The sequence below is a fragment of the Dactylosporangium sp. CA-092794 genome (assembly GCF_050948465.1).
Lineage (GTDB): Bacteria > Actinomycetota > Actinomycetes > Mycobacteriales > Micromonosporaceae > Dactylosporangium.
This window is the reverse complement of record NZ_CP192044.1, coordinates 8,075,658-8,101,782: the sequence shown is the minus strand read 5'-3', so window position 1 is coordinate 8,101,782 and position 26,125 is coordinate 8,075,658. Positions and strand designations below refer to the sequence as shown.

At 69.4% G+C, this 26,125-nt stretch carries 25 protein-coding genes and 1 riboswitch; of the genes, 14 read left to right on the top strand and 11 right to left on the bottom strand.

Features of this window, described 5'->3' with window-relative positions; genetic code table 11:
• Positions 1 to 2 precede the first annotated feature (2 nt).
• On the bottom strand, positions 3 to 647 hold the full coding sequence (locus ACQPXD_RS34625; RefSeq protein WP_432825528.1) for a TetR/AcrR family transcriptional regulator: 645 nt from the start codon (positions 645 to 647) through the stop codon (positions 3 to 5).
• A 189-nt stretch (positions 648 to 836) separates the two neighbouring features.
• On the bottom strand, positions 837 to 1,751 hold the full coding sequence (locus ACQPXD_RS34620; protein ID WP_432825527.1) for an NAD(P)-dependent alcohol dehydrogenase: 915 nt from the start codon (positions 1,749 to 1,751) through the stop codon (positions 837 to 839).
• 406 nt (positions 1,752 to 2,157) lie between these two features.
• A riboswitch (SAM riboswitch) is annotated at positions 2,158 to 2,246 on the top strand.
• Between the two features lie 216 nt (positions 2,247 to 2,462).
• On the opposite strand from ACQPXD_RS34620, the gene ACQPXD_RS34615 reads away from it, so the two are divergent.
• From ACQPXD_RS34615 to ACQPXD_RS34595, 5 genes are read left to right on the top strand one after another with little or no spacing between them, the layout of a single operon-like run.
• Positions 2,463 to 3,092, top strand: a complete 630-nt coding sequence (locus ACQPXD_RS34615) for a thioredoxin family protein (RefSeq protein ID WP_432825526.1) — start codon at positions 2,463 to 2,465, stop codon at positions 3,090 to 3,092.
• 34 nt (positions 3,093 to 3,126) lie between these two features.
• Positions 3,127 to 4,785 (top strand): ABC transporter substrate-binding protein, encoded by a 1,659-nt coding sequence (locus ACQPXD_RS34610; RefSeq protein WP_432825525.1) that lies wholly within the window; start codon positions 3,127 to 3,129, stop codon positions 4,783 to 4,785.
• Positions 4,782 to 5,801, top strand: coding sequence for an ABC transporter permease (locus tag ACQPXD_RS34605; protein ID WP_432825524.1), 1,020 nt, complete (start codon positions 4,782 to 4,784; stop codon positions 5,799 to 5,801). Before ACQPXD_RS34610 ends, ACQPXD_RS34605 begins: the two co-directional genes overlap by 4 nt.
• Positions 5,798 to 6,619, top strand: a complete 822-nt coding sequence (locus ACQPXD_RS34600) for an ABC transporter permease (protein ID WP_432825523.1) — start codon at positions 5,798 to 5,800, stop codon at positions 6,617 to 6,619. The genes ACQPXD_RS34605 and ACQPXD_RS34600 overlap by 4 nt, the downstream gene beginning before the upstream one ends.
• A complete protein-coding gene (locus ACQPXD_RS34595; protein ID WP_432825522.1) occupies positions 6,616 to 8,355 on the top strand; it encodes a dipeptide ABC transporter ATP-binding protein in 1,740 nt (579 codons plus the stop codon). Before ACQPXD_RS34600 ends, ACQPXD_RS34595 begins: the two co-directional genes overlap by 4 nt.
• A gap of 113 nt (positions 8,356 to 8,468) precedes the next feature.
• Here the strand turns inward: ACQPXD_RS34595 and ACQPXD_RS34590 are convergent, their stop codons facing one another.
• Positions 8,469 to 9,692, bottom strand: coding sequence for an acyl-CoA dehydrogenase family protein (locus ACQPXD_RS34590; RefSeq protein WP_432825521.1), 1,224 nt, complete (start codon positions 9,690 to 9,692; stop codon positions 8,469 to 8,471).
• Positions 9,689 to 10,894, bottom strand: coding sequence for a CoA transferase (locus ACQPXD_RS34585; protein ID WP_432825520.1), 1,206 nt, complete (start codon positions 10,892 to 10,894; stop codon positions 9,689 to 9,691). Before ACQPXD_RS34585 ends, ACQPXD_RS34590 begins: the two co-directional genes overlap by 4 nt.
• A gap of 281 nt (positions 10,895 to 11,175) precedes the next feature.
• Between ACQPXD_RS34585 and ACQPXD_RS34580 the strand changes: the two genes are divergently transcribed.
• Both ACQPXD_RS34580 and ACQPXD_RS34575 read left to right on the top strand, forming a co-directional pair.
• Positions 11,176 to 11,595 (top strand): aldolase/citrate lyase family protein, encoded by a 420-nt coding sequence (locus ACQPXD_RS34580; protein ID WP_432825519.1) that lies wholly within the window; start codon positions 11,176 to 11,178, stop codon positions 11,593 to 11,595.
• 319 nt (positions 11,596 to 11,914) lie between these two features.
• Positions 11,915 to 12,658: a GntR family transcriptional regulator gene (locus ACQPXD_RS34575; protein WP_432825518.1), complete on the top strand. Its 744-nt coding sequence runs from the start codon at positions 11,915 to 11,917 to the stop codon at positions 12,656 to 12,658.
• Here the strand turns inward: ACQPXD_RS34575 and ACQPXD_RS34570 are convergent.
• Together ACQPXD_RS34570 and ACQPXD_RS34565 are read right to left on the bottom strand one after the other, a co-directional pair.
• Complete coding sequence (locus ACQPXD_RS34570) at positions 12,633 to 12,944, bottom strand: hypothetical protein (protein ID WP_432825517.1); 312 nt, start codon at positions 12,942 to 12,944, stop codon at positions 12,633 to 12,635. The genes ACQPXD_RS34575 and ACQPXD_RS34570 overlap by 26 nt on opposite strands.
• Before the next feature lie 241 nt (positions 12,945 to 13,185).
• The gene (locus ACQPXD_RS34565; RefSeq protein WP_432825516.1) at positions 13,186 to 13,638 is read right to left on the bottom strand and encodes a hypothetical protein; all 453 of its coding nucleotides are present in this window, start codon (positions 13,636 to 13,638) and stop codon (positions 13,186 to 13,188) included.
• A gap of 385 nt (positions 13,639 to 14,023) precedes the next feature.
• Between ACQPXD_RS34565 and mgtA the strand changes: the two genes are divergently transcribed.
• Positions 14,024 to 16,639, top strand: a complete 2,616-nt coding sequence (gene mgtA / locus ACQPXD_RS34560; protein WP_432825515.1) for a magnesium-translocating P-type ATPase — start codon at positions 14,024 to 14,026, stop codon at positions 16,637 to 16,639.
• Between the two features lie 25 nt (positions 16,640 to 16,664).
• Here mgtA and ACQPXD_RS34555 read toward each other — a convergent pair whose 3' ends face one another.
• The 4 genes from ACQPXD_RS34555 to ACQPXD_RS34540 all read right to left on the bottom strand — a co-directional run bounded on the left by ACQPXD_RS34555 (position 16,665) and on the right by ACQPXD_RS34540 (position 18,755).
• Positions 16,665 to 16,805 carry a hypothetical protein gene (locus tag ACQPXD_RS34555; RefSeq protein WP_432825514.1) on the bottom strand — a complete coding sequence of 47 codons (141 nt, stop codon included), beginning with the start codon at positions 16,803 to 16,805 and terminating at the stop codon, positions 16,665 to 16,667.
• 83 nt (positions 16,806 to 16,888) lie between these two features.
• Positions 16,889 to 17,335 (bottom strand): hypothetical protein, encoded by a 447-nt coding sequence (locus tag ACQPXD_RS34550; RefSeq protein ID WP_432825513.1) that lies wholly within the window; start codon positions 17,333 to 17,335, stop codon positions 16,889 to 16,891.
• Positions 17,336 to 17,348: 13 nt separating this feature from the next.
• Positions 17,349 to 17,849 carry an adenosine-specific kinase gene (locus tag ACQPXD_RS34545; protein ID WP_432825512.1) on the bottom strand — a complete coding sequence of 167 codons (501 nt, stop codon included), beginning with the start codon at positions 17,847 to 17,849 and terminating at the stop codon, positions 17,349 to 17,351.
• Positions 17,850 to 18,434: 585 nt separating this feature from the next.
• Positions 18,435 to 18,755, bottom strand: coding sequence for a nitroreductase/quinone reductase family protein (locus ACQPXD_RS34540; protein ID WP_432825511.1), 321 nt, complete (start codon positions 18,753 to 18,755; stop codon positions 18,435 to 18,437).
• A 342-nt stretch (positions 18,756 to 19,097) separates the two neighbouring features.
• Here ACQPXD_RS34540 and ACQPXD_RS34535 point away from each other — a divergent pair, with 342 nt between their 5' ends.
• The 6 genes from ACQPXD_RS34535 to ACQPXD_RS34510 all read left to right on the top strand — a co-directional run bounded on the left by ACQPXD_RS34535 (position 19,098) and on the right by ACQPXD_RS34510 (position 25,346).
• Positions 19,098 to 19,307 carry a hypothetical protein gene (locus ACQPXD_RS34535; protein WP_432825510.1) on the top strand — a complete coding sequence of 70 codons (210 nt, stop codon included), beginning with the start codon at positions 19,098 to 19,100 and terminating at the stop codon, positions 19,305 to 19,307.
• A 749-nt stretch (positions 19,308 to 20,056) separates the two neighbouring features.
• Positions 20,057 to 20,677: an AMIN-like domain-containing (lipo)protein gene (locus ACQPXD_RS34530; protein ID WP_432825509.1), complete on the top strand. Its 621-nt coding sequence runs from the start codon at positions 20,057 to 20,059 to the stop codon at positions 20,675 to 20,677.
• A 78-nt stretch (positions 20,678 to 20,755) separates the two neighbouring features.
• Positions 20,756 to 22,018, top strand: a complete 1,263-nt coding sequence (locus ACQPXD_RS34525; protein ID WP_432825508.1) for a hypothetical protein — start codon at positions 20,756 to 20,758, stop codon at positions 22,016 to 22,018.
• A 209-nt stretch (positions 22,019 to 22,227) separates the two neighbouring features.
• Positions 22,228 to 23,439, top strand: coding sequence for an ABC transporter ATP-binding protein (locus ACQPXD_RS34520; RefSeq protein ID WP_432825507.1), 1,212 nt, complete (start codon positions 22,228 to 22,230; stop codon positions 23,437 to 23,439).
• Between the two features lie 69 nt (positions 23,440 to 23,508).
• Positions 23,509 to 23,754 carry a universal stress protein gene (locus ACQPXD_RS34515; protein ID WP_432825506.1) on the top strand — a complete coding sequence of 82 codons (246 nt, stop codon included), beginning with the start codon at positions 23,509 to 23,511 and terminating at the stop codon, positions 23,752 to 23,754.
• 89 nt (positions 23,755 to 23,843) lie between these two features.
• A complete protein-coding gene (locus tag ACQPXD_RS34510; protein WP_432825505.1) occupies positions 23,844 to 25,346 on the top strand; it encodes a GAF domain-containing sensor histidine kinase in 1,503 nt (500 codons plus the stop codon).
• A gap of 99 nt (positions 25,347 to 25,445) precedes the next feature.
• On the opposite strand, the gene ACQPXD_RS34505 is transcribed toward ACQPXD_RS34510, so the two are convergent.
• A complete protein-coding gene (locus ACQPXD_RS34505; protein ID WP_432825504.1) occupies positions 25,446 to 26,081 on the bottom strand; it encodes a TetR/AcrR family transcriptional regulator in 636 nt (211 codons plus the stop codon).
• Positions 26,082 to 26,125 lie beyond the last annotated feature (44 nt).

Sequence of the window (26,125 nt, the reverse complement as noted above, 5' to 3'; positions counted from 1 at the left end):
GTCTACTCTGAACTCCGTTTGATTCTACTACGGTTTGAAAGTTTTCTGGACCGGCCCTGACGGCCGGCGGCCGCGATGCCGGCCCAGATCATGTCGAACTGGAGATCCGCGATCTCGTCGGGCGACCGCTCATCGGCCCAGTCGTGCCAGCGGGCGACGGTGTTGCACATCCCCAGGATCGACAGCACCGCGATGGAGGGGTCGACCGTGTCGCGCACATCGCCGGACTCGATGCCCTCGGTAAGGATGTTTTGCCAGCTCCCGCGAAACCTGGCAATCAGTTGCCGATCGTGCTCCACCTCCTCCTTGGTCTCCTTGGTCGCTGCGGGACTGCTGAACCATTGCGGGAATTCGGGCAGGTGGGGGTCGACGTAGTGCAGCTGCGCCTCGATCGCCTGGCGCAGCTTCACCGGAGGCTGGTCGGAACTCTGTGAGATCCCCTCGATACGCTCCGTGATGTCGTTGAAGCGATGTCTGAGCACCAACCGCAGCAACCCGGCTTTGCTGCCGATGTGGTAGTACAGGCTTCCCTGCAAGACGCCAAGCTCGGCTCCGATGTCTTCGATGCGGGCCGCTTCGTAGCCCTTTTCGGTGAACACCTTGGCAGCAGCCTCGATGAGTTGTTGCTTGCTGCGGATCTTGGTCATCGGTCACCATTTCTCGCGTCGCCTACCTCGTTGGCGGCGCTGATGATAGCGGGGCGGGACGCTTGCAACGTGTGTCCAGCCTAGATGACCGCTTCCGACGGGCAGTTGGACTGTGGACGACGCCAGGCTCCGACTCGACCTCGAACACCCCGCGGCCGGCATCCGGCCGGCCTCGCCGGGGCCGGGGTGTCATGCCTCGGAGGTCGTCCCTTTCGGGTCTTTCAGGGCGATCACATACTTGCCTCGCACGCCGCCCGCCTCCAGGCGGGCGTGGGCCTCTGCGGTCTGTTCCATGCGGAAGACGGAATCGACCACCGGGCGGATCGCGCCCGAGTCGACGAAGCTGGTCAGTGTGGCGATGATCTCGGCCGACGGGTTGTTGCTGAACGACTTGACCCGCTTGGGTGCTGTGGCGCTCGCCCAGACTGTGTAAGCGGCCGACGCGATGATCCGGTTCGGGTCCATGGCCAGCAGGACCATGCGTCCGCGCCGGGTGAGCAGGGACCGGTAGGCGCCCAGGTCGGTGCCGACGATGTCGACGACGACGTCGAACTTGCCCAGATCGCCGGGAGCGATGGCGCGGTAGTCGAAGGCGGCGTCGGCGCCCAGTTCGCGGATCCACGCGAGGTTGCGGGCGCTGACGAGCGCCGTGACGTGGGCGCCGAGGGCTTTGCCGAGTTGTACGACGATGCTGCCGACACCACCGGCGGCACCGCGGACGAGCAGCCGTTCGCCGGCGCGCAGCGCCGCCTTGTCCACCAGGGCGGTGACCGCGGTGGTGCCCGACGACGGCAGGGCCGCGGCGTGGATGAGGTCGACGTCGCGCGGGGCGGCGGCGAGTTTGCCGGCGGGGACGGCGATGCGATCGGCGAGGCTACCGAACGTGCGGTACGGCATGAGGCCGTACACCGCGTCGCCCGCACGCAGGCCGTCTGCACCGCCGGACGCGACGCGCCCGGCGAAATCGTTGCCCACGCCCTGCGGGAAGCGGTAGGGCAGGACGCGCCGCAGCGCGCCGGAACGGAACATGGTTTCCCCACCACCCACACCCACCGCGTGGACGTCGACGAGCACTTCACCCTCGCCCGCCGTCGGCGCGGGCACCTCTCTGACGTGCAGCACTTCTGGGGGACCGAACCGGTCGAACTGAACTGCGCGCATTGGCCCGTGCATCCTCTCTCCGGCTAAATGGGGGAAGCCACCGGTTATCGTGCACACGATATGGGGTGCCACCCCGGTTGTCCAGTGGCGGGACGGCCCGCCCGGGGCGCGCCGGAGCCGGGGCGGCGCGGGTGCGCTGCGCCTAGCCGTCCATTGTGGAACTAACGCCAGCGGGCTGAGGTTGGCCAACCTTGCGTCTGCGGCTTCGGGAACGCCGTGCCGGGCCGGCCGGGGCCGCTGGACCTGTGATCCGCACGACTGTTGTTAATCCTATGGGCTTGATAGACATTTGCCCGGCGGGCCCCTATCGTTGCGGCTGTCGGTCCTTGCGGCCGACTCGGACAGGCCGTGTTGCGAGCGCCAGCGTTCAGCCCCGGCTTGTTGGCCGGGCCCCGGGCGATGACACGACCACACAACGACCGGCGGTAAGCGCGCGGCCCTGACCTTGGGCCTCGGCCGAGGGAGTACAAAGACCAACCACAGCGCATCCGTCACGGTCCGTCCGCCGATCCTCCGGCGTCCGGCGGACCGTGGCCTGCATCGGCTGCATGCCGCATTCGCCGACCCGCTGCGGGAGTAGCCGCTCCGGCTTCTCCGCACTCGACGCATCCGGGCGATCGCACCGCACACTAACGGACCCGAAGGGACCGCAAAATGTCCATTTCACCAGGCCGGCGCGCCCGAGCCTTCACGCAAGCCATCACCTTCGATCAATTTGTCGCCAGGTCCAGCACGTTCACCGCCACGTTCCGGGAGAACTACGCGGCGACCGAGCTCGACGACCGCGACCGCGTCGTGCTGGACCGAATCGACGAGCCGATCGACGTGCTGGCGATCGTCGAGGACTGGTGCCCCGACGTCGCGGCCAACCTGCCGATCCTGGCCCGGATCGCGGACGAGACCGGCAAAATCCGGCTGCATGTGCTTGTCCGCGACGACACCACCCGCGACGTCGCGGACGCCTACCCGTTCGAGGGACGCAGCCACATACCCACCTACGTGTTCAGCACCGGGGAGGAAAAGGAGCTGGGCGTCATCGTCGAGCGGACGCCGGTGATCCGGGAGCGATGCGAGGAATACCTGACGTCGTTCTTCGAGGCGCATCCGGAGCTGGATCGGGCGACCTTTCCGGTCGGCATGACCGACGAGGTGAAGGCCGAACTGGTCGAGCTGCGCCTGCGCCGCGACCTTCTCGAGCTCGAACGATCCAGCTTGGTCGAGGCACTCGGTGTGCTCTGCACCATCCGAACCTTTGAACCGGCCGGCCCGGCGACCACCCCCTGACGTCCCTGGACACTCGCAAGGAGTGACACCCCTCATGCCCACCCCCCGCACTTCATCACGCCGCGGTACCGCCGCAGCCCTGGCCCTGGCCGTCCCGATGCTGGCGACGCTGTCGGCCTGCACCGCAACGGCCGCCGGCGGATCGTCCGATGCCGGGACGCCCGTCAGCGGCGGTACCCTCACTTTCGCGGTCAACGGCGACGGTTCCTGCCTCGACCCGCACCAGAGCCCAGCCGACGTGGACGGGCTGTTCGCCCGGCCGATCCTGGACTCGCTGGTGTCGCTGAGCGCCGACGGCACGATCCATCCGTGGCTGGCCACCGACTGGTCGGTCTCCGCCGACCAGTTGACGTACTCGTTCACCCTGCGCGGTGACGTGACGTTCAGCGACGGCGAGAAGTTCGACGCCGCGGCGGTGAAAGCCAACCTCGACCACATCGTCGATCCTGCCACCAAGTCGCAGCTCGCGGCCGGCACGATAGCCACCTACAGCGGCACGACGGTGGTCGACGCCACGCACGTGCAGGTGCACTTCAAGTCGCCGAACTCGGCGTTCCTGCCCACCCTCGCCTCCGCCTACCTGGGTATCGAGGCGCCCGGCACGCTGAAGAAGTCGCCGGCGGACCTGTGCACCCACGTGGTCGGCAGCGGCCCGTTCATCAGCGTCGACGGCTACAGCAAGGGCAAGGGCATCGACTACGTCCGCAACGACGCCTACAAGTGGGCGCCGGAAACGGCCGCGCACAACGGCCCCGCGTACCTCGCCAATCTGTCCATCAAGATCGTGCCCGAGGACGCGTCGCGCTACGGCGCCCTGACCAGCGGGCAGATCGACTCGATCGCCAGCGTGCCGCCGGTCGACGTGGCGCAGCTGAAGAGCACCCCCGGATTCCAGATCCAGTCCGCCGCCGCACCGGGCGGCAACTACAACTACTACCCGAACGTTTCCCGGGGAGTCTTCGCCGATATCAACGTCCGCAAGGCCTTCCGTGCAGGCATCGACTGGCAGACGATCGTCAACAAGCTCTACTTCGGCCAGTTCCAGCCCGCGAAGGGCCCGCTGTCGCCGACGACCGTCGGCTACGACAAGTCGATCGAGTCGGCGTACGTGTACAACGCCGACGACGCGAACAAGCTGCTCGACGCCGCCGGCTGGACAGGCCGCGACAGCGAGGGTTACCGCACGCGCAACGGCGTCCGGCTCACCGTGGTGCACCCGTTCCTCAAGGCGTACGCCCGGGAGCAGCGCGATACGTTGGCGGACCAGATCCAGGCGGCCGCCAAGCAGATCGGGATCTACGTGAACAACACCAATCCCGACCTGGGTACCTTCATGACCGACGCCGCCAACGGCAACTACGACCTGGCCGACTTCAGCTGGCAGCGGTCGTCACCCGATGCGCTGCGGACCCTGTTCGGCAGCGAGAACCTGCCGAAGGGCAGCTTCGGCACCAACGCCGCCAACTTCAACGACCCGGCGGTGGAGCAGGACCTGATCGACGCCCTGGGCACGACCGACCTGGCGAAGCAGGCCGAGCTGTACGGCGACGCCCAGCACCGGATCACCGGCGCGGTCGCCGTATTCCCAGTATACGTATTCAACTACCTGCTCGGTTCGAGCGGCAAGGTCCACGGCGTGGTGTTCGAGCCACAGGCGTTCCCGACGTTCTACGACGCCTGGAAGCATGAGTGAGCGTCACATTCGTCGCCGACGCGCGGGGCAGGGCAGGCCTGAGCGCCTCCTCTGCCCGCGCGGTGGGCGCCGCTGTCGTCCGCCGGGTCGGCTCCGCGCTGGTCGTGCTCTGGGGCGCGGTCACGGTCACCTTCCTGGCGCTGCACCTCATCCCCGGCAGCATCGTCGACGCGATCATCGGGCAGTCTCGGGTCACGCCGCAGATCCGCGCGCAGATCATCAACGACTACGCGCTGGACAAGCCGCTGTGGACGCAGTATCTCGAGTATCTGAACCGGCTGCTGCACGGCGACCTGGGCCACTCCTACAACCGGGGCATGCCCGTCTCGGACACGATCGGCGAGCAGCTCGGGTCCACGTTCGCACTGCTGCTCAGCGGTGTCGGCTTCGCGGTGATCGGCTCGGTGGTGGTGGCGGTGGCCACGGCCAACCGGCCGCGGTGGATCCGCGGCCCGTTCGCCACGGCCGAGGTCGTCAGCGTCGCGGTGCCCTCCTTCTGGCTCGGCATCCTGCTGCTGACCGTCTTCTCGTTCCAGCTGCACTGGTTCCCGGCGATCGGCGCCAACGGTCTCGCCGGCCTGGTGCTCCCGGCGATCGCGCTCGGCCTCGCGCCGGCGGCGATGCTCAGCCAGGTGCTGCGCCAAGGGCTGGAACGGGTGCTCGACGAGCCGTTCATCGCTACGGCCCGGGCCCGGGGCCTCAGATCGACGGCGGTGCTGCTGCGGCACGCGCTACGGCACGCGGTGCTGCCGGTCATCACGTTGACGGGCTGGCTCATCGGCGCGTTCGTCAGCGGAGCGGTGGTGGTCGAGAGCGTCTTCTCCCGGCAGGGGCTCGGGCAGTTGACGGTCGCGGCGATCACCCAGCGCGACTTCCCGGTGGTATCGGCCGTCGTGCTGATCTCGGCCGCGGTGTACGTCGTCGTCAACTTCGCCGTCGACGCGCTCTATCCGCTGCTGGATCCGCGGCTGCGGGTGCCGGCGGCGGCCGAGCCCCGAGAACGGGACGAGCGATGACCGCCCTCGCCAGGTGGCGGCCCGGCGTCGCCCTGAGTTTCGCCTTCATCCTGGTGCTGGTCCTCGCCGCGACCTGGCCGCACCTGCTCTCCTCGACGGACCCCAACGCCGCGGACATCGAGCACACGCTCAACCCGCCCAGCGCCCAGCACTGGTTCGGCACGGACCAGAACGGGCGCGACATCTACGCCCGCCTGGTCACCGGCGCGCGGCTGTCCCTGCTGATCGGGCTGAGCGCATCCGCGCTCGCCCTCGCCGGCGGCGCGGTGATCGGCGTCCTGGCCGCGCAGGGCGGACGGGTGGTGAACGCGGTCGTGAACCGGCTGCTCGACATCTTCCTGTCGATACCGGGGCTGTTGCTGGTGTTGCTGGTCATCGCCGTGCTCGGTCCTGGTGTGCGCAACTCGATCATCGGCCTGGCGCTCATCACCACGCCCGGCTACGCGCGGGTGGTGCGCGGCGAGGTGATCCGAATCCGCGGCGCCGTCTACCTCGAGGCCGCTCGGGCCTTGGGCTGGTCGCGCCCGCAGGTCGTGCTGCGGCACCTGGTGCCCAACGCGCTCGGGCCGGTGCTGGTGCTGGCCACCATCGGCGTCGGCGCGGCCATCGGCACCGGCTCCTCGCTGAGCTTCCTCGGCCTGGGCCCGCAGGCACCGACCGCCGAGTGGGGCGCGATGTTGTCCAGCAGCCGGGCGTACTTCACCGTCGCCTGGTGGCCGGCGATCTTCCCGGGGCTGACCATCACCGGCACGGTGCTGGCGATCACGGTCGCGGGCCAGTTCCTGCAGCTACGAGTCGAAGGGCGTACCCCGCGATGAACACGACCGAGCCGACCCCGGCCGAGCCGCGCCCCGCGGCGCCGGTCCTCGTCGACGTCGAGAACCTGCGCGTCACGTTCGGGTCGGGCCGCTCGGCGGTGCACGCCGTGCGCGGCATCTCCTTCACCATCGCCGCCGGCCAGAGCGTGGCCGTGGTCGGCGAGTCGGGGTCGGGCAAGAGCGTCACCGCGCGCAGCCTCATCGGCCTGGCGGGACGCGACTCGGCCGTGCGGGCGGACCGGCTGCACATCGACGGGATCGATACGCGGCGCCTGCCCGAGGGCAGGTGGCGCCGGCTGCGGGGGAGGCGCATCGGGTTCGTGCTGCAGGACGCGCTGGTATCCCTCGACCCGGCCCGCAAGGTGGGCGCCGAGGTCGGCGAGACGCTGCGCACGCACCGCACGGTGCCGCGCTCCGCGGTCGATGACAAGGTGATCGACCTGCTGCGCGAGGTCGGCGTGCCCGAGCCCGAGATCCGGGCCGGTCAGTATCCGCACCAGCTGTCCGGCGGGCTGCGCCAGCGGGCTCTCCTCGCGTCGGCGATCGCGGCCGATCCCGTGCTGCTCATCGCCGACGAGCCCACGACCGCGCTCGACGTGACCGTCCAGGCGCAGATCCTGCGGCTGCTCGCGCAGCGCAAAGCCGCCGGGACCGCGCTGCTGCTGATCAGCCACGACCTGGCCGTGGTCTCCCAGGTGGCCGATCACGTGCTGGTCATGAAGGACGGCGTGTTCGTCGAGCACGGCCCGACCCGGCAGGTGCTCGACGATCCGCGACATCCGTACACCCGCCAGCTGCTTGCCGCCGTGCCGGTCGCCCACGCGCGCGGCACCAGGCTGTCGCCGACCGCGGGCGGCTCCGTCGCCCAGCCGCGGCCGATCATCGGCGCCGAGATCGTGCTTGAGGCGAAGAACCTGGTCAAGACGTTCAGCGTGGCCGGTCACGGCGTGCTGACCGCGGTCGACGACGTGTCCCTGCGGCTGCACGCGGGCGAGACACTGGGCATCGTCGGCGAGTCCGGCTCGGGAAAGACCACCACCGCGCGCTTGTTGCTGGACCTCGAACGCCCGGACTCCGGCACCGTCGACGTCGACGGCACGATCTGGAGCGAGATCGACGCCAGGGAGCAGCGCACGCTCCGCAGGCGGATCCAAGTGGTGTACCAGGATCCGCTGAGCTCGTTCGATCCCCGTTATCCGGTGCACCGGATCATCGCCGAACCGCTGGCGGTGGCCGGGCTGCCCCGGTCTGGGCGCCGGGCACGCGTGCTTGAGCTGCTCGACCAGGTGGGGCTCAACGCGCAGGTGCTGGACCGCCGGCCCGCACAGTTGTCCGGCGGGCAGCGGCAGCGCGTCGCGATCGCCCGGGCGCTCGCGCCGCGGCCGAGAGTCATCGTGTGCGACGAGCCGGTGTCGGCGCTCGACGTGTCCATCCAGGCCCAGGTGCTGGACCTGCTGGCCGACCTGCAGGCACAGTTCGGGATCTCGTACGTCTTCATCTCCCACCACCTCGGCGTGATCTACCACGTCAGCGACCGGGTGCTGGTGATGAAGGACGGCAAGGTCGTCGAGTCGGGCGACGTCGAGCAGATCTTCCATCATCCACGGCACGAGTACACCAAGCGCCTGCTTGCCGCCGTGCCCACGCTGGACGGCGTAGCCGCCCGCGCGCACGGGGCCGGCACCGTGGGCCCGCCGGCCTCCCCGGTCGCGGCGACGATGAAGGAGTACTCGTGACCATCTGGACGACGGCGTGCTGATCTCCCACGAGCACTACGACCATTGCGATCTGGACGCGCTGGTCGCATACCGGGATCGTGAAAGATCTGCGTGTCAGCCGAGGCAGTAGGTCATTGCGAAAGCTTGTAGTCCTCCAGCAGCCGGCGTCCGATGATCATCCGCTGGATGTCGCTGGTACCCTCACCGATGAGCAGCATCGGCGCCTCGCGGTACAGGCGCTCGATCTCGTACTCCTTCGAGTAGCCGTAGCCGCCGTGGATGCGGAAGGAATCCTCGACGATTTCCGTGCAGTACTCACTGGCGAGATATTTGGCCATGCCGGCCTCGAGGTCGTTACGCTGCCCCGCGTCCTTCTTTCGGGCGGCCATGACCATCATCTGGTGTGCGGCCTCGACCTTCGTCGCCATCTCGGCCAGCCGGAACAGCACCGCTTGGTGGTCGGCGATCTTCTTCCCGAACGTCTCGCGTTGCTGGGCGTATGCGATACCAAGCTCGAACGCCCGCATCGAGACCCCGCACGCCCGAGCCGCGACATTCACCCGCCCGACCTCGACGCCGTCCATCATCTGATAGAAGCCGCGACCAGGCTCGCCGCCAAGCAGCTGACCGTCGTCCGTCCGGTGGCCGTCCAGCACGAGTTCCGTGGTATCGACCCCCTTGTAGCCCATTTTTTCGATCTTGCCGGGAACGACGATCCCCTGGGCCGTCTCGCCGAAACCGGGCCGCTTCTCGATGAGGAAGGTCGACATGTTCCGGTAGACCGAGTCCGCGCCGGTCTCCGTCCTGACCAGTGCGGCCACGAGGTTGGCCGAACCGCCGTTGGTGAGCCACATCTTCTGCCCCGTCAGCGTCCAGGTGCCGTCGTCGCCGCGCACCGCCTTGGACCTGATGCCCGAGACGTCCGAGCCGCAGCCCGGCTCGCTCATCGAGAACGCGCCGCGCACGTCGCCGGCGGCCATGCGCGGGAGGTACTTCCGCTTCTGCTCCTCGGTGCCGTGCCGCAAGAGCATGTACGCAACGATGAAGTGCGTGTTGATGATGCCTGAGACGCTCATCCACCCGCGCGCGATCTCCTCGACCGTCAACGCGTACGTCAGTAGCGACTCACCCAGCCCTCCGTACTCCTCAGGGATCATCAGGCCGAAGATGCCCATCTGCTTCATGCCCTCGACGATCTGGGTGGGGTACTCGTCGGCGTGCTCCAGTTCGTTGGCCACGGGGATGATCTGCTCGTTCACGAACTCGCGCACCAGTTTCAGCAGATCCTGCTGATCTTCGGTCAATCCATCGGTCTGCTGCAGGTGGCCCGCGGCCCTGCCTCTGCTCGTGCTCAACGTCGAACCTTCCCTGAGGCCACTGTTCCGCGAGCTCGCAGAGCATCGATGTCCGACTCCGACAGGCCCAGCTCATCGCGGAGAATCTCGTTCGTATGCTCACCGAGCACGGGAGCGCGCACCGGCCGAGGCCGCTCTGGCCCACCTGTGGAGAGCGGGGACCCGGGTGCCAGGTGCTGACCAACGCCGGGTTGGTCGATGACCCCCATCATCGGATTGGTCCGGATCCCTGCCACGTGCTCGTCGACGAGCTCTGAAAACGTGCGGTACGTGGACCACAGCAGCGATGTGGCCGTCAATTGTCGCTGGACGACCGCGAGCGTTCGATCGCCGAACCAACGTTGCAGGAGCCCGGCGAGAACCTCGCGATACGCGAAGCGGTCGTTCTCGCGAGAGAAGTCCACGCCGAGGGCACCTTCCAGCGCCGAGACCGCCTCGCCCAGGTCCGTGACGGCGACAAGGTCTCGCCAGTGACGGCCGGTCAACGCCACCACCATGACCCGGCCACCGTCTCGGGTCGTGAAGTCGCGCCCGAACCCGCCGTAGAGGTAGTTTCCAAGACGTGGCCGCGCCGCCTTGCCGACCTCGGCCTCGGCGAGAAAGCCGAGGTTGCCGGCCATGGCCAGAGCGACGTCGTAGAGCGCGACACTCAGACGCTGGGATTGCCCGGTCAGACGCCGATGACGCTCGGCACTCACGATCGCCAGCGCTGCATACAGGCCGCACGCGATGTCCCACGCCGGCAAGACATGGTTCACCGGGTCGGCGTGCCCCTGAGGCCCGGTCACCAGCGGGAAGCCCACCGCCGCATTGACGGTGTAGTCGACCGCCGGTGTTCCGTCGTGGTGGCCGTTGATCTGCAGGTGGATGAGGTCAGCCCGGTGCTTGACCAGCGCATCGTAGGACAACCAGGATCGGCCGACCGCGTTGGTGAGCACGATTCCACCGTCGCTGCCTGAGTCTGTGATCAGTCGGGTGACGATCTCTTGCCCCTGCTGCGAGCGGAGGTCCACACACAACGACCGCTTTCCCTTGTTCAGCCCCGCCCAGTAAAGGCTGGTCCCAGACGGCGCCAGGGGCCAGCGCGTGTGGTCCGGCGCGCCGCCGATCGGGTCGACCCTGATGACGTCGGCGCCGAGCTGGGCCAGCGTCATCCCGCCGAGCGGCGCCGCGACGAATGTGGACACCTCGACGACCCGCATGCCGGCGAGGAGTCCGCCGGCAGCAGGGTCAGCCCTACGATGCTGAGTCAACGGCGCGGACGCCCTTCATGAGGTTCACCATTTGTACGGCCATATTCTTGCGCGCCAAGACGGGTGTCAAGCCCGGGAGCGGCTCGTCACATACCGGCGGGTACGGTGTCTGTCACGTCCGCGAGCGGCGGGGTTGACACCAGCACCACGCTTGGTGATATTTGGCCGGACATTTGCTCCGCACGTTCCTGAGAGAGGCCACACAGCCTTGCCTCGCAGAGAGGACCTTTGTGTCGAGCGAGGGTGTGGCGCGTCGGTCGTGCCTGTCTGTGCCGGCGTCGGAACCGGCAAAACTTGCAAAGGCTCACCGCCTGGGTGCTGACGAGGTGGTGTACGACCTCGAGGACCCGGTGACCCCAGCCGCGAAGCCGGCGGCGCGTGCTGCCCTGGCCGGTCCTTCCGTTACCCTCACCGAAGGTCTGGCGGCCGCACACCAGGCAACGGTCGGCTGTCGTCTGCCGCTCGCCCTCGATCGAGAGCTGTCACAACGGGTCCTACGGTCGGCATCGGCGCTCGCCTACCCGGCCTTGGTCTGGGACGTAGCCATCGGACAGTCCACAATCGCCACCCACACCGTTACGGCGAATCTGTTCTACCCGGGGGGGGGGGGGTCGTGTTCCGGCGCGCACCCTGCCTGGGCGACACGTTGACCACGGCCACGACTGTCGTGGGCCTGCGTCAGAGGCCTGGAGCCCTTGGCTCGGGGCGGCGGCCTGGCTCATCTTCGCTCCCGGGTGCGGACGGTAGCCATCGGCGGTGAGAACGACGTCCTGGACTGGCGATTCGTGGCCGTTCTCGCCTAGCCCGGCGGCCGTCGCGCGCAGCGGCGCGGCAGGCCCTGGGAAGTGCGCGTCGAACGAGGCCGTAGAATGCCGGACCGTCCTGTCCTTGCACCTGCCGAGCGCCAGGCGATCAACGGTCCGGCTGGCACGGCACGGCGCCAGTCCTCGATAGAGACGAAACCAGTACATGAGCACCCGTCGACCGGAGAGCAGTTACCAGGCGCTGGCGCGTGAGCTACGCGGCCAGATTCTGCAGGGCCGTTTCGCGGACGGACAACGGCTGCCCACCGAGGCCGAGCTGGCCGAGCACTATCGGTTGAGTCGCCAAACGGTCCGTCGCGCCTTCCAGGACCTGGTGGCCGAAGGAATGGTGCACCGGGTTCCCGGCCGTGGCACTTTTGCGGCACCGAAGGATGGCAGGTACATCCGCCAGATGGGCTCGGTGGAGGACCTGATGAGCCTGTCGGCCGATACACATCTGGAGGTGACGGTTCCGCTCCACCGCCACGTCGACGTCACCGCGGCGAGCCGGCTCAGGCTGGCCTCCGACGCGGTGCACAGCATCACTTTCAGACGGCTGCACAACACCACACCGTTCTGCCTCACCACGGTCCATCTGCCGCCGGACGTCGCGGCCACGATTTCGTCCATGCCGGGCCTTCTGAGCGCCGGATCGACCAGCGAGGCGACGATCATCGGGCTTCTCGACGCCAAGCTGAAGGCTCCTATCGCCGAAGCACAGCAAAGCATCACCGTTGAAGTAGCCGATACATCGACCGCAGCCTCGTTGGGTTGCGACGAAGGACACCCGCTGCTTCGGATCGATCGCCTGTACCTCGACACCGAAGATCGCCCGGTGGAACTGGCGATCAGCCATTTCCTGCCGGAGCACTACTCCTACCGCATCAGCCTGCGCCGAAGCGTGACCTGACGGAGAGCCCTCGCTTCACCTCAGGGGCGGCGGCTTCCCGGTCCGGCAGCACGTCCACCGGGCGGTGGGTGAGCATGTCCAGTAGGACCGATCCGTAGATCCTGCCTTTGCGCAGGGCGAAATCATCGACGCCGAGGACGGTGATCTCACCGGCGTCCGGGTCTGGCAGGCCACGCAGCAGCTCGAGCAAGGTATCGCGGCCAGCTCGCGGGCCCAGCGCCGCGGCCAGCCGGGCGCCGGGACGACCGGCCAGGGCGACCGCGATCGCGGTCAGGGCCGAGCGCAACGGCGGGCTGTACCGGGCATGCGGTGCGGTCAGCCCAATATCGCACCGCGATCATCTACCACAGTCCATGTTGGACGGCCCGGCGACACGCACACACCCACGATCACAAGATCGTCGACAGAGCCATTTTTCAACGTCCGCGAGCACGACCGACCACGGCCGTCGTTGTCGTCCTCAACACTGCCTGCATGCTTATCGTGGGGCGGCGCAACACCGGCCAGACGGCTCTTGGATGGTCGAACTATTGTGTACGCCACAGGATCGCGTGGTCCTGGTCGTATGGCTTGTGACCGTATCCGGCGATCATCCCGTGGTCGTTGAGGAATTGAGCCCGAGCTGACGTGTAGCCGGGTGGGTAGGGCAGTGCGAAGGCGTGTCGGCTGGTGTCCCAGCGCATCGCTTGCAGGTCAGAGGTCGGTGGGGCGAGGCGGTTGCGGTAGCCGACGATCACACCGTCGTCGTTGATGGTCTCGGGGAAGCCGGGAGTCCGTAGCTCGGTGAGATGACCTCTGGCATCCCAGAGCACCGGGGAACCCGACGAGACGCCGAGGATGGTGCCGTGGTTGTTGACGGCGATCGGCTGCGCGGTACCGCCGGTCGGGCTGGTGAGTACGGCGATCGTGCCGTTGGTGTCCCACCGGATCGGCCGGAGTGAGCCGGGGTCGTCGTCGACGGTGGCGTAGCCGGCGATCACGCCTTGGTCGTTGATCGCTTGAGCCCACGCCCCGTATCAGCGGTACCTCACCCGTCCAGTACCCCTTGGGCTCGGGAACTGTAAAAAGATCGGCTCTGGCGCAAAGACGGTTGGCGCCGGAGCCGTTATCTTGACAGTCCCGTCGAGGGAGTAGGAGCGGGGTCGTCAGGATGAGGGAGGCCGGTGAGCGCGGTCGCCCCGGGCCGGTGATGCGGCGCACCAGGCCGCACACGGCGGGTCATGGCGACGGTGTCGACCCGGTTGCCGCGGGCCGAAGGGCTCTTCGCCGGGCCTGCGTGCGGGTGTGGGATGAGCTGGTGGAGATACACGGCGGGCGTCGGCCGGCTTGGGGACGGTTGTGGTGAGGGCGAGGCGTCCGGGCGTCGTGGTGCGGGACCGGCGGGACCTGGGGATCGCCGAGGCGGCGGGCCTGGTAGGGACCGAGGTCCTGGCGCGGCTGCGGGTGGACGAAACAGGGCTGACGGCCGGTGACGCCGCGGCGCGGCTTGCCGTGTACGGGCCGAACGCCGTCGTTTCGCACCGGGCTCGGGCGCTGCCGGTGTTGTGGCATCAGGTCCGTTCACCGCTGTTGGGGCTGCTGCTGGCCGCGGCGCTGGCCTCGGCGTTCCTCGGCGAGGGTGCCGACGCGATCATCATCGGTGTGATCGTGGCGTTGTCGGTGGGGTTGGGGTTCGTCAACGAGTTTCGCGCGGAGCGGGCGGCCCAGGCCCTGCATTCGCAGATTCGCCACCGCACGATTGCGATCCGTGATGGTCGGCCGGAGCCGGTGGACGTGACGGTCCTGGTTCCGGGTGATCTTGTTGAGTTGCGGCTGGGCGATGTGGTTCCGGCCGACATCCGGCTGCTGGAGGTCACCGGGCTGGAGTGCGACGAGTCGGTGCTGACCGGTGAGCCGGTGCCGGTGGAGAAATCCGTGCCGCCCGTAGCTGTCGGGGGCGCCCTGGCCGATCTGTCCTGTGCGGCGCTGATGGGCACGGTGGTGCACGGCGGGCAGGGCCGTGGCGTGGTGGTCGCCACGGGCGGCCGTACGGCATTCGGCCGTATCGCCGCCGGGCTGAGCACCGGGCAGACCGAGACCGAGTTCCAGGCCGGGTTGCGTCGGTTCTCGATGCTGCTGGTCTATGTGGCGGGCGCGCTGACGACGTCGATCTTCGTTATCAACGTCGTGTTGGACAAGCCGCTGCTGGACGCGTTGCTGTTCTCCCTCGCCATCGCGGTCGGGATCACTCCGCAATTGCTGCCGGCGGTGGTCTCCACCAGCCTGGCCGCGGGGTCGCGGCGCATGCGGCGCCGCAAGGTCCTGGTCAAGCGGCTGGTGTGCATCGAGGATCTCGGCGACGTGAGCGTGCTGTTCACCGACAAGACCGGCACCCTGACCCAGGGGCGGATCAGTTTCATGCGCGCCGTACCGACCGGCGGCTCGGGTGACGACCCGCTGCGGTGGGGGCTGCTATGTACCGAGGCCGATGTCGTCGACGGCCAGGCGGTTGGCGGCAACCCGCTCGACCTGGCGCTGTGGGCATCACCGGCCGCCGCGGCGTACCGCATCGGGCTGGACAGGTACCGGCGGTTGGCGACGCTGCCGTTCGACCACGACCGTCGGCTGGTCTCCGTCCTGGCCGCCGACGGCGCCGGGCACCGCGTGCTGGTCACCAAGGGCGCGCCGGAAGCGGTGCTGGCCCGCTGCGCGAACGTTCCCAATGGGGCTCGTGACGTGCTGGCCGCCGAGTTCGCCGCCGGCAACCGGGTGGTGGCCGTGGCCACCCGGCCGGCCGGGGACGTGTCCACGCTGACCGCCGAGGCCGAGCGGGACCTGCGCCTGTCCGGCCTGCTGGTCTTCCTCGACCCGCCCAAACCGGATGCGGCGCAGGCCCTGCAACGTCTCGCCGGGCTCGGCATCGCTGCCAAGATCGTTACCGGGGACAACGCGACCGTCGCTGTGAAGGTGTGCCAGGACCTGGGTCTGCCGGTCACCGGTGCGCTTACCGGCGCCGACATTGACCGCCTCGACGACGCCGCGCTTGCCGCCGCGATCCCGGCGACCGCCGTGTTCGCCAGGGTCAGCCCGGAGCACAAGGCGCGGCTGGTCCGGCTGCAGCGGTCGGCGGTTGGCGGGGTGGCGTTCCTCGGCGACGGGGTCAACGACGCCCTCGCTCTGCATGCGGCCGACGTGGGCATCTCGGTCGACTCGGCCACCGACGTGGCCAAGGACGCCGCCGACGTGATCCTGCTGGAGAAGGACCTCGACGTGCTCGCCGACGGCGTGGTCGAGGGCCGGCGGATCTTCGCCAACACCATCAAGTACGTGCTGATGGGAACGTCCAGCAACTTCGGCAACATGTTCAGCGCGGCCGGGGCGTCGCTGTTCCTGCCGTTCCTGCCGATGCTGCCCTCGCAGATCCTGCTCAACAACCTGCTCTACGACATTAGCCAGCTGGCCATCCCCACCGACAATGTCGACGAGGAGCAGCTGCGCCGGCCGTCGCACTGGGACATCCGGTTCATCCGCCGGTTCATGCTGTACTTCGGCCCGATCAGTTCGGTGTTCGACTTCGCCACCTTCGCCATCCTGCTGTGGGTCTTCCACGCCGGCCCGGAATTGTTCCACGCCGGCTGGTTCGTCGAGTCCCTCGCCACCCAGACCCTGGTCATCTTCGCGATCCGCACCCGGTGTGTCCCGTTCCTGCGCAGCCAACCCAGCTTGCCGTTGACCCTGACCGCCTTCGGCGTGGTCACCGCCGGTGCCCTGCTGCCGGGCAGCCCACTGGGACCCACGCTCGGTTTCCAGCCGCTGCCCGGCATCCTCTTCCCCGTCCTGGCCGGCATGATCGTCTGCTACCTGGCCCTTATTGAGACCGGCAAACGCCTCTTCTACGGCGCACCGCACCGCCCGCCCAAAGCCGCAGCCGTACCGGCCCGCCGCCACCAGCGCCGCCGCGCCGCCTACTTCAGCATCGGCCATCAACCCCCGGGCCGGTGAGCGTCGCCGACACCTGCAGGCCACATCACGTTGCCGACGGCACGGTCGACGAGGCGGCCACGCTCAGCGCGTCGCCACTGCTGTCACGCGGCGTGGCGCCGCGCTCTCCGGCGGATGCCACGGTCACAAGGGCGATGACGGCGACGGACACCACGCGGTGCCCCACGATGCGAGCGTGCGCTGGGCCCCGTTCGGCACGGCAGGGCCGGAGGCCACCCTCGGATGACCTGGTCGGCCCTGATACGCGGCTCAGGGCAGCGCGTGACCACCGGGGTGCCCGAGGCGCCCCACCGCCAGGCGCAGCAGCGCCACGGCCTGCGCGAAGAGCGCGATGCCGGTCCCGATCAGTGCCACGACCAGCACGATTCGCGCAGCGAGCGCCCAGTCGAACGTCCACGCGGTGAAGTCGAACGGGAACACCTGCCAGATCCGGATGAGCACGGCCAGACCAATCGTCGTCGTGGTGAGGTCGCCGAGCGTCTTCACCCATGGGCCGTCGGCCGCGATGTAGATGGCGTTGGCGATGATGCCGGCCAGCAGCGACAGGTTGACCAGCACGAGTACCCGCGGGGTCGCGTCGGTCAAGAACGGTGCGGCTTGCCATTCGGGTCGGACATTGAGTACGTACAGGATCACGAGGTTGATGAACACGGCGATCGCGTAGCCGAACCGGCGGGTCCGATCGGTGGGTGCCATGGCGGCGCTCCTCTCACAGCTTGTACCCGATGGTGCGCAGCAAGCTGCGGCGCTCGGTGATGTCGTCGTCGGATTCCACGGCCGCGGGTGGCGAGCCGTCGACGACGCCGACGATGCCCCGGCCGCGCTCGGTCACCGCGACGAGCACGTCGAGCGGGTTCGCGGTGGCGCAGTAGATGCCGCACACCTCGGGCACTGCCTTGACCGGGTTGAGGACGTTGAGCGGGAATCCGTCGCGGAGCAGGATGACGAAGCTGTGGCCGGCACCGATGGATCGGGCGATGTTCGTGGCGGCCTTGGTGAGCTCGTCGTCGTTGCCGGAGTGGCGCACGAGGCAGGGGCCGGATGCCTCGCAGAAGGCGATGCCGAAGCGCAGGTGCGGGCTCACCCCGGCGAGGGCTTCGTGGAGGTCGTCGACGGTCTTGATGAAGTGGGCCTGCCCGACGATGACGTTGGTGTCGTCGGGCTTGTCGACGGTCACGATGTCGATGAGCAGGGGAGTGGCAGCGGCCATCACGGGCCTCCTCGGGTCCGGTCAACAGGGATCCGGCACCACGGCCACCGGGCAGGCCGCGTGGTGGAGCACGGCCTGGCCGGCCGAGCCGGGCGGCGTCGTTGCGCGGGCCGCCGTCCGGCGGCCCGAGCGGTAAGGGGCCGAGCGGGCCTGCAGGCCGGAGGAACGCGTGCACGACGTGCAGCTGGACTCCGCGGCCTCCAGGTCGACCGCGGCGAGTGCGAGGCCGAGCCGTCGATGTCGGCCACGCTGAACATGCTTCAAGCGTTCACCAACCCCGGGGCTTCGCCAGGGCCGGTCGACCTGTTTTCAGCGCGGCAAGCTCCCGGCCACGGTCGTTCGGGCGCGGTCCAGCGGGAAACGGGACAGCGGCAAACCGGTGCGTGGCGTCGGAGGCGATCTACCTGTTGCGGGCAACGAACGTCCCGGCCAGGCGCCGACACAGCGCATCGGTACCCTCCAGTTCGCGTGGCCGGTTCGGGCAAGATCGGCGACGAAGCGATCACTGCCCTGCTCGTCGTCGCCTCCACCCGAGTCCGCCGCACCCGTGGCGGCTGACGGTGCGGCCTGAGCGCTGGTCGGGGCTTACTGGATGGCGAATTCGATCAGCAGGAGTTGATCGGTTTGCTCCCGTTGGACGTGTTGGCGTTGGTCGTAGGCACGCCAAGCCGGCTCGTATGACGGGTCGTCGGGTGCGACGAGCCGGCAGGTCCCGGCGCGGAGTTGGCCGCCGCGGCGGACCTGGACCGATGCGGGCTGGGTGAAGTTGCGCCACCATCGCTTGTGGGGCGCGTCTCCGACGATCACCACGAACTGCTCGCCGTATCTGGCATACAGGACCGGTAGAGCCACCCGGCGTCCCGTCCGCCGGCCGTGGTAACGCAACTCGGCAACTTCCTTGCCCACGAGAATGCGGCGGCCACCGCGCGGATCGCCGGGGCGCCCGTCGCGACCATTGTGTCGAGCGGCGCGGTCGCGGCGGTGCCACCGGCCGCGTGACCATCGCACACGTCGCCGGCCGGCCGGACCGGCCGGCGACTGTGTGCGCCCGGCCGCGGCGCGAGCTGGCCGAGTGGACGACGGAACGGTCGGGCCGGCGCGACGGGGTGGGGCTCAAAGCGTGGATGGTCCGTGTCCGGCATCCGCAGTGCAGGATCTCGGCCGGCCGCAGCGTCGCGGTGCAGCTGCAGTCGGCGCGGGCCAGGTCGTGGAGCCGTCGATCGCGTAGTGGCGGCGGACAATGGCGGTATGGAGTTGCATTGGATCCGCGAGGCCACGATCCAACTCGTCGACGGCTACTCGGTGCGCGACCATGACGGCCGCGAGATCGATCTTGTAAGCGACGGTTGGGTCGCCTTCGACGGCGGCTTCGCCCACATCGTCGTGCCGAATGTCGCCATCGTTCAGGTCGTCGCCTCGACGGCCGTGTGGCGGGTGAGCTACCGGCGGCGCGACTGAGTCCCGCACGGCAGCGACCGGCACACGGTGCTACGAACCGCGGTGACCGAGCACTTCGCGCCCGGTCGCCAATCGCTTGCCAGTGACACAGGTCTCGGCGCGACGTGCCACCGGCCCGGACACAACGGGGCGCTGAGCACGACCAGATCTCACCTGCGTCGGGTGCTGGGCCGCCGCGCACCGCACGTGTCCGTCGCGGTGGCCGACGGCCGCGTCGTCCGCGATCGTGTCCGTGCGGATCACCTCGTGGGCGACGCCACCGGTGCGCCGGCCCGGACCAGCGCGGCCAGCCGTCGCTGTGCCGGCATCCGTCGCATCACCACGAACGGAATCCGGTCAGGCCGAGCGGGCGGACGTCACCGCGCCGACGAGGTCCTCTCCATTCTCGTCCGTGTCGGGCCTATCGTGCGGTGGTGGCCCGCGCTCCGGCCGGGCCGAAGGTCCCGCCGCGGGCGCCTCAACGTCCCTTGTTCCGACGCCTCGCACCCGGCCGCGCGACAGGGACGAAGGTCTCCGCGCGGCCGGGACGGACGGCTCTGGGATTTCTCTCCGTCCGGTGGTGGAGTTCGGTCGCAGGAATCCATCCACATTGATTGGAGGGCGTGATGATCTCCCTGCGTAGTCTGACCGTCCTCGCCGCCGCCGCGCTCGTCGTGGCCACTCCGGCGGCCTGCGCCCGCGGTGGAACTGTCAGTGGCACCGCCACCGCTGGGCCCGTCCCGTCGGCGGCGCCTGCGACGGAGCCCCCCGTGACCGTGTCGCCCACCACCGGCCCGGCCACCACCGGCCCGGCCACCACCGGCCCGGCCACCGGCGCCGGCTCACCCGCCCGGGTGGTCTCGGCGCGCGTGGCGTACCAGTGGCACTGGCCGAACGACGCGGCCCGGCCCGGCGTCGTGCGGCACGAGTACGGGGTCCCGCCGACGCCGGCCCTGATCCGCATCGGTGCCGGGGACCATCCGAGCGATCGTGGCGAACGGCCGTTCAACCGGATGTCGTTCACCTTCAGCACCGCGATGCCCGGGTACACCTTCCAATTCGCCGACGAGCTTGCCGGCGACGGCAGCGGCCGGCCGATCCCGGTCGCGGGCCACGGGGTACTGCGGATCACCTTCCGCCAGGCGCGGGCCCATACCGCCGACGGCACCGCCTCCACCGTCGTCACGCAGCCGGTGCGGCCCCTGGGAATGGCGGTCATGGCCGACTACGCACCGGCCGGGGACTACGAGGGCGTGCTGACGTACGGCATCGGTGTCGGCCGGGCCGGCCAGGGCAACCCGCAGCCGCTGGTGCGCGCCTATGAGGTCGTCCGCGCCGTCGCCGGCGGCAGCTACGAGTACACCGTCGCCATCGACATCGCCGCCCGTTGACGGCGGCCCGTCGCTGAGCACCGGCAACGCCGGGCTGGCATGCCGTTCCCCGCGTGGGCCGATCCGAAGGAGGATCAGATGCTGACGCGATACCGGCGCCCGTTCGGGCGCCTCCTGATGGCCGCGACCGTGGCCGCCGCCGTGGCCATCCTGCCTGCCGTTGCGGGCGTCGCCGCGGCAACGCCCGTCGAAGTGCCGCTCGGCACGCATGAGTTCGGCCGTCTCACGCCTCCGGGGCCGATGGTCGTGCAGGCCAATACCGCCCAGGTAGGCTTCTCCAAGCCGTCAGGCGACGGCGACATCTTCGGTCCCTGGTCGATCCAGATCGACCCGGACGGTACCATCTGGATGCTCGACGAGGTCAACGATCGGCTGCTCGCCTGGAGCCGCGGCCACCCGGATGCGCCGAGCCGCACCGTGGCGCTCGAGCCGGGCGTGTGCGACTTCGCCGTCACCGGCGGCACGATCTACTACACCCGATCGCTGCTCGGCCCGAAGCTGTACTCGAGATCCGTCTCCGGCACCGTCCGGTGGGTGGCGCCGCTGGCCGTGATGGGCCCGCTCCGTATTGGCCCCGACGGCGTGCTCTACGTCGTGGACCCGTCCAACGGCGGCTGGGAGCCGGTGACGACCCGCGCGGGCGAGCCGCTGAGCCTCGACGACCAGCGCCGGCTCACCCGGCCCGACCAGCCCCTGCCGGGCGGCCGTTCGCTGCTGGTCACCTGGACGGCCCCACACCGGCTGGACGTGGCCCTGCGCGGTCCCGCCGGGCAGCCGATCCGGTCCTGGCGGATCACCAGCGTCACCGACCTGGAAGGCGTCGGGATGGTGCCGGGGCTCAGCGGTGACGACCCGGTCGTCGCGTTCAACGTCGTGCGGTGGCCGGACGACGAGAACGAGCCGCCCAAGGTCGAGGTGCTGGTGCTGCGGCTGGTGCCCACCGGCGCGGCGCCCCCGATCACCCTGACCCGGCACACGTACGGCGCGGTCACCACCGACCTGCGCGTCGGCCCCGACGCCGCGGTCTACCTGCTGCGCACCGACGCGAAGACCGGCGCGACGGTCACCAGGTATCGGCTGGGTGCCCCGCCTGGCCCGTCGCCGAGTGCCCGCACCGGCGGCGGCGCAGGCGGAGGCACCGTTGTCTCGCCAGCGTCGCCCCCGGCCGCCACGAGCGACAGCCCCGTCGTCGCCGGCACCGGGCCGGTCCGCCGGTCCGTCGCCTGGCCGTGGCTGGCCGGCGGCGGCGTCGCTCTGCTGCTCGCCGTGGGCGCGGGGATCGCCATGCTGGTCCGGCGCCGGCGCCCGCCGTGCGAGCCAGGGGAGGGCTCCGGAGGATGACCGGCGTGCGGCATCGCCGCCGCTTGGACATCGTCCACCGGCTGGCTGCGCGGTGGCAGGGCCGGACGTCCGCCGCCTACGGCACGAGAGGGCACGACCGGCGCGCTCAAAGTCCCGGCGCCTCAGGGAATTCGGCCATGTCGCCGCCGTTGCGGACGTGACACGTTGAGAGACGTCTCACCCGCACTGGATTTCGGAGGTGAGCGGCCGTGGCCGAGGTGAAGCTGGAAGACGTCAGCAAGGTGTTCGCGGGCGAGACGGTGGCCGTCGACCACGTCAGCCTCGCGGTCGCCGACGGCGAGTTCCTGGTGCTGGTGGGACCATCCGGCTGCGGCAAGTCCACCGTCCTGCGTATCGTCGCGGGCCTGGAGGATGCCACCGAGGGCGTGGTGTCCATCGACGGCAAGGTGGTCAACGACCTGGCACCCAAGGACCGCGACATCGCGATGGTGTTCCAGAACTACGCGCTGTATCCGCACATGACCGTCGACGACAACCTGTCATTCGCGCTGCGGCTCCGGCACGTGCCGCGCGCCGCCGCCCAGCGCCGCGTACTGGAGACGGCACAGGTGCTGGGGTTGGAGGAGTACCTCAGCCGGAAGCCGAAAGCGCTGTCGGGCGGCCAGCGGCAGCGGGTGGCGATGGGCCGGGCGATCGTGCGGGAGCCTCGGGTGTTTCTGATGGATGAGCCGCTGTCCAATCTCGACGCCAAGCTGCGTGTGTCGATGCGGGCCGAGCTGACCCGGCTGCACCAGCGCTACCGGACCACCACGATCTACGTCACCCACGATCAGGTTGAGGCGATGACGCTGGGCGACCGGATCGCGGTGCTGGACCACGGCCGCCTGCAGCAGGTCGGCACGCCCGACGAGCTGTACTTCCGGCCGGCAAATGTGTTCGTCGCCGGCTTCATGGGCTCGCCGAGCATGAACCTGATCACCGCCGAGGCATCCGGCGGTGACCGGCTGGTGCTCGCGGTCGGCGGGAACCGCTGGCCGGTGCCGGCCGAGGGGCTCGCGCAGGTACCGGCGCTGGCGGGCTACGCAGGCCAGAGCATCGTGGTGGGTCTCCGGCCGGACGCCTTCGCCTGGCCGCCGACCGATGACGGTCCAGCCATCACGGTGACGGCGCTCGCGGTCGAGTCGCTGGGCAACGAGAAGCACATCGTGTTCGAAGCACCGGGTGCGGCCTCGGGCCCGGCGGCCGGTCGGGCGCTAGGCGTCGAGGGCGATGAGCGTTTGTGGACGGCGAAGGTGAACCCACGGTGCCCCGCGACCATCGGCGACCGGCTGACGCTGGGTGTTGACATGGCCGCCGCGTACTACTTCGACCCTGGCACGGGCTTGGCCCTGGCGACGGATCGGGGCCCGGCCGCGCCGCGCGGGGCCGGGGAGCGAGCCGCCGCGACGGCGCACGACTGAGGCCCCTGACCGGCGCCGGGCCGGCACGACCTGCGCCGGCGGGCGTCATTGAACTCGCGCTCCAGCCCGATGACGGCGCCCAGCACGGCGGCGGCCAGGATCTGCCCGGCCCGCGATGTCTGCGTAGACCTGGTGATCACCAGCGAGACGGTCGACGGGCGTCCAGTGCCGGCGCTGCTTGCCGCGTCGCGGCACGCGGCGGCCGTGGTGGTGGGTAGCCGAGGCCACGGCGGGTTCGCGGAACTGCGGCTGGGCTCCGTCAGCCGGGCCGTCCTGCACCACGCGCCATGCCCGGTCGCGGTCGTCCGCCGGTAGCGTCACGCGCAGGCAACAGTAGCGGAATGAGAGCACAATGGTCTGGGAAGCGCGTGCGGGATCGACTCGATAACGCGTGAGTGCGGCGTATGACCAGGGTGACGTTCGGCCGTGTGTTCCGGGCAGGTGTCAGACCGGCGCGTGCCCTGCTGGCAGCTGCAGTCGCATTCCCGCTCGTCGCTGTCCTGGTCTCCTATGCCGGGCCCTATCTCACGATCCCGGTCGTCGTCGTACTTGGTATCGCCGGCATCGTGGCGATCACGTATTTCGCCGGCGCCGCGTTCGGTGTCCCGGTGGCGCTCGCGAGCTTCCTCGCCTTCGACTGGTACTACCTGGATTCGACGCATCCGGCCGGGCGCACGAGTGTCACCGACATGGCGGAGGCCGCGTTGTATCTCGTCCTGGCGACCGCCATCGGCGAAGTCGTCGCTGTCGCCCAGAGCCGTGAAGTGGCCTCCGAGGCGATGCGCGGCGTCCTCGTCGGCGAGCAGACAGCGTTGCGGCGAGTGGCGATGCTCGTCGCGCGGAACGCGCCGCCGGCCGAGGTGTTCGCCGCGGTGGCCGCCGCGATCGGCGGTATCCTGCACGCCGACATCGCGCTCGTCGCACGCTACGAGACGGACGCCACCGCGACGACGGTCGCCCGCTGGCGCCGTGTCCCGGGCCTGTTGCAGGTGCCTGCCAACTATCCGCTCGGTGGCAACGACGTCTCAACACTGGTTTTCCGGTCGCGCCGCCCGTCGCGCCTCGACGACTACAGCCAGGCAGCCAGTTCTATCGGGGTCGCCGCGCAAGACGCGGGCGTTCGCTCGGCCGTCGGTACTCCGATCATCGTCGACCAGCGGCTGTGGGGCGTCGCGATCGCCGCGTCGACGCGCGGCGCTCCGTTTCCGGCGGACGCCGAGGACCGCATCCGCGAGTTCACCGAGTTGCTGGCCAGCAGCATCGCCAACACCGAGAGCAGGGCCGAGCTGACCGCCTCCCGCGCACGCATCGTCGCCGCAGCGGACGAGACGCGGCGGCGGCTGGACCGCGATCTGCACAACGGCGTGCAGCAACGGATCATCTCGCTGGCCCTCGGCATGGCGAACGCCGAGTCGGAAACCCCGCCGGAGCTGTCCAAGCTGAAGGCCGAGTTGTCGGACATGAGGAAGGGCCTGAAGGAACTGGCCGATGATCTCCGCGAGCTCGCGCGGGGCATTCATCCGGCGATCCTGTCCGAAGGTGGCCTTGAGCCTGCGCTCAGGGGACTCATCCGCCGTTCTGTGGTTCCCGTCCAAGGCGACATCCGCATCGATGGCCGCCTTCCCAAGGCCGTCGAGGTGGCGGCGTACTACGTCGTGTCGGAGGCGCTCGCCAACGTGGTCAAACACGCCCGCGCTTCGGTGGCGAAGGTATGCGTCAAGCACTCGGACGGCACGCTCGCCCTGTCGATCCGTGACAACGGCGTCGGAGGTGCCGACCCCGCCAGAGGTTCGGGCCTGATCGGTCTCGAGGACCGGGTCAAGGCCTTGGGCGGCACCATCGCTGTCATGAGCCCGTCCGGTTGTGGCACCGAACTGTCCGTAACGCTTCCCATGAGCCAGCATTGATCGCCGCCGGCGGTGTATGGCCGACGCATGTCGAAAAGTGGCTCGACGCCGCGGCGCATGGATCTGCTTTCACGGACGAAAGCGGATGGGTGCAATTGATCAGCGAAGTTGATGGTTGGGCTGCTGCGGGCGGCCTGACTGGATGGCACGGAGGACCAGGTCGATCCCGGCCTCGACGAGTTCCTGAAGGGACGGCCCGTCGTCGCCCTCGCGGACCCATCGGAAGGAGGCGCCCATGAGGATGTCACTGAGCGTGCGAGCGATCGTGGCGGCGTCAGCGGCCGCATCGATCTGGCCGCGAGCCTGCCCTTCCTGGAGCATCGGCGTCAGGTCGGCAAGGAGTTGCGACTCGTAGCGGATGGGGCCAGCCGCAGCTGTCCAGCCCAGCAGCATCTGCGCGGACAACTCCGGCTCGGCCTCAACCATCTCACTGATGAACCGGAAGTAGCCGCGGATCCGCTCGGTGGCCTGGTCGCACTCGGGGGCACCTGTCACGTCGATGGCGAGGTCAGCCATACGCCGTACCCATCGCATGGGGATGTCGCTTTTGCTGGGAAAGTGGTTGAACGCCGTACGTCGCGAGGTTCTGGCCCGTTGGGCGATCTCGGCCATGGTGGTGTTCTCGTACCCCTGCTCGACGAACAGCGCAGCCGCCGCCTGGTAGAGGAGGTCGCGGGTGGCTTCGGCGCGCTGCTGCCCCGGCCGCTGCACCCGTCCGGGCTCCGCTGCGGTCATGCGCTACCCCTCACGTTCGATGTGATGCCTTGACATGTTCTGCA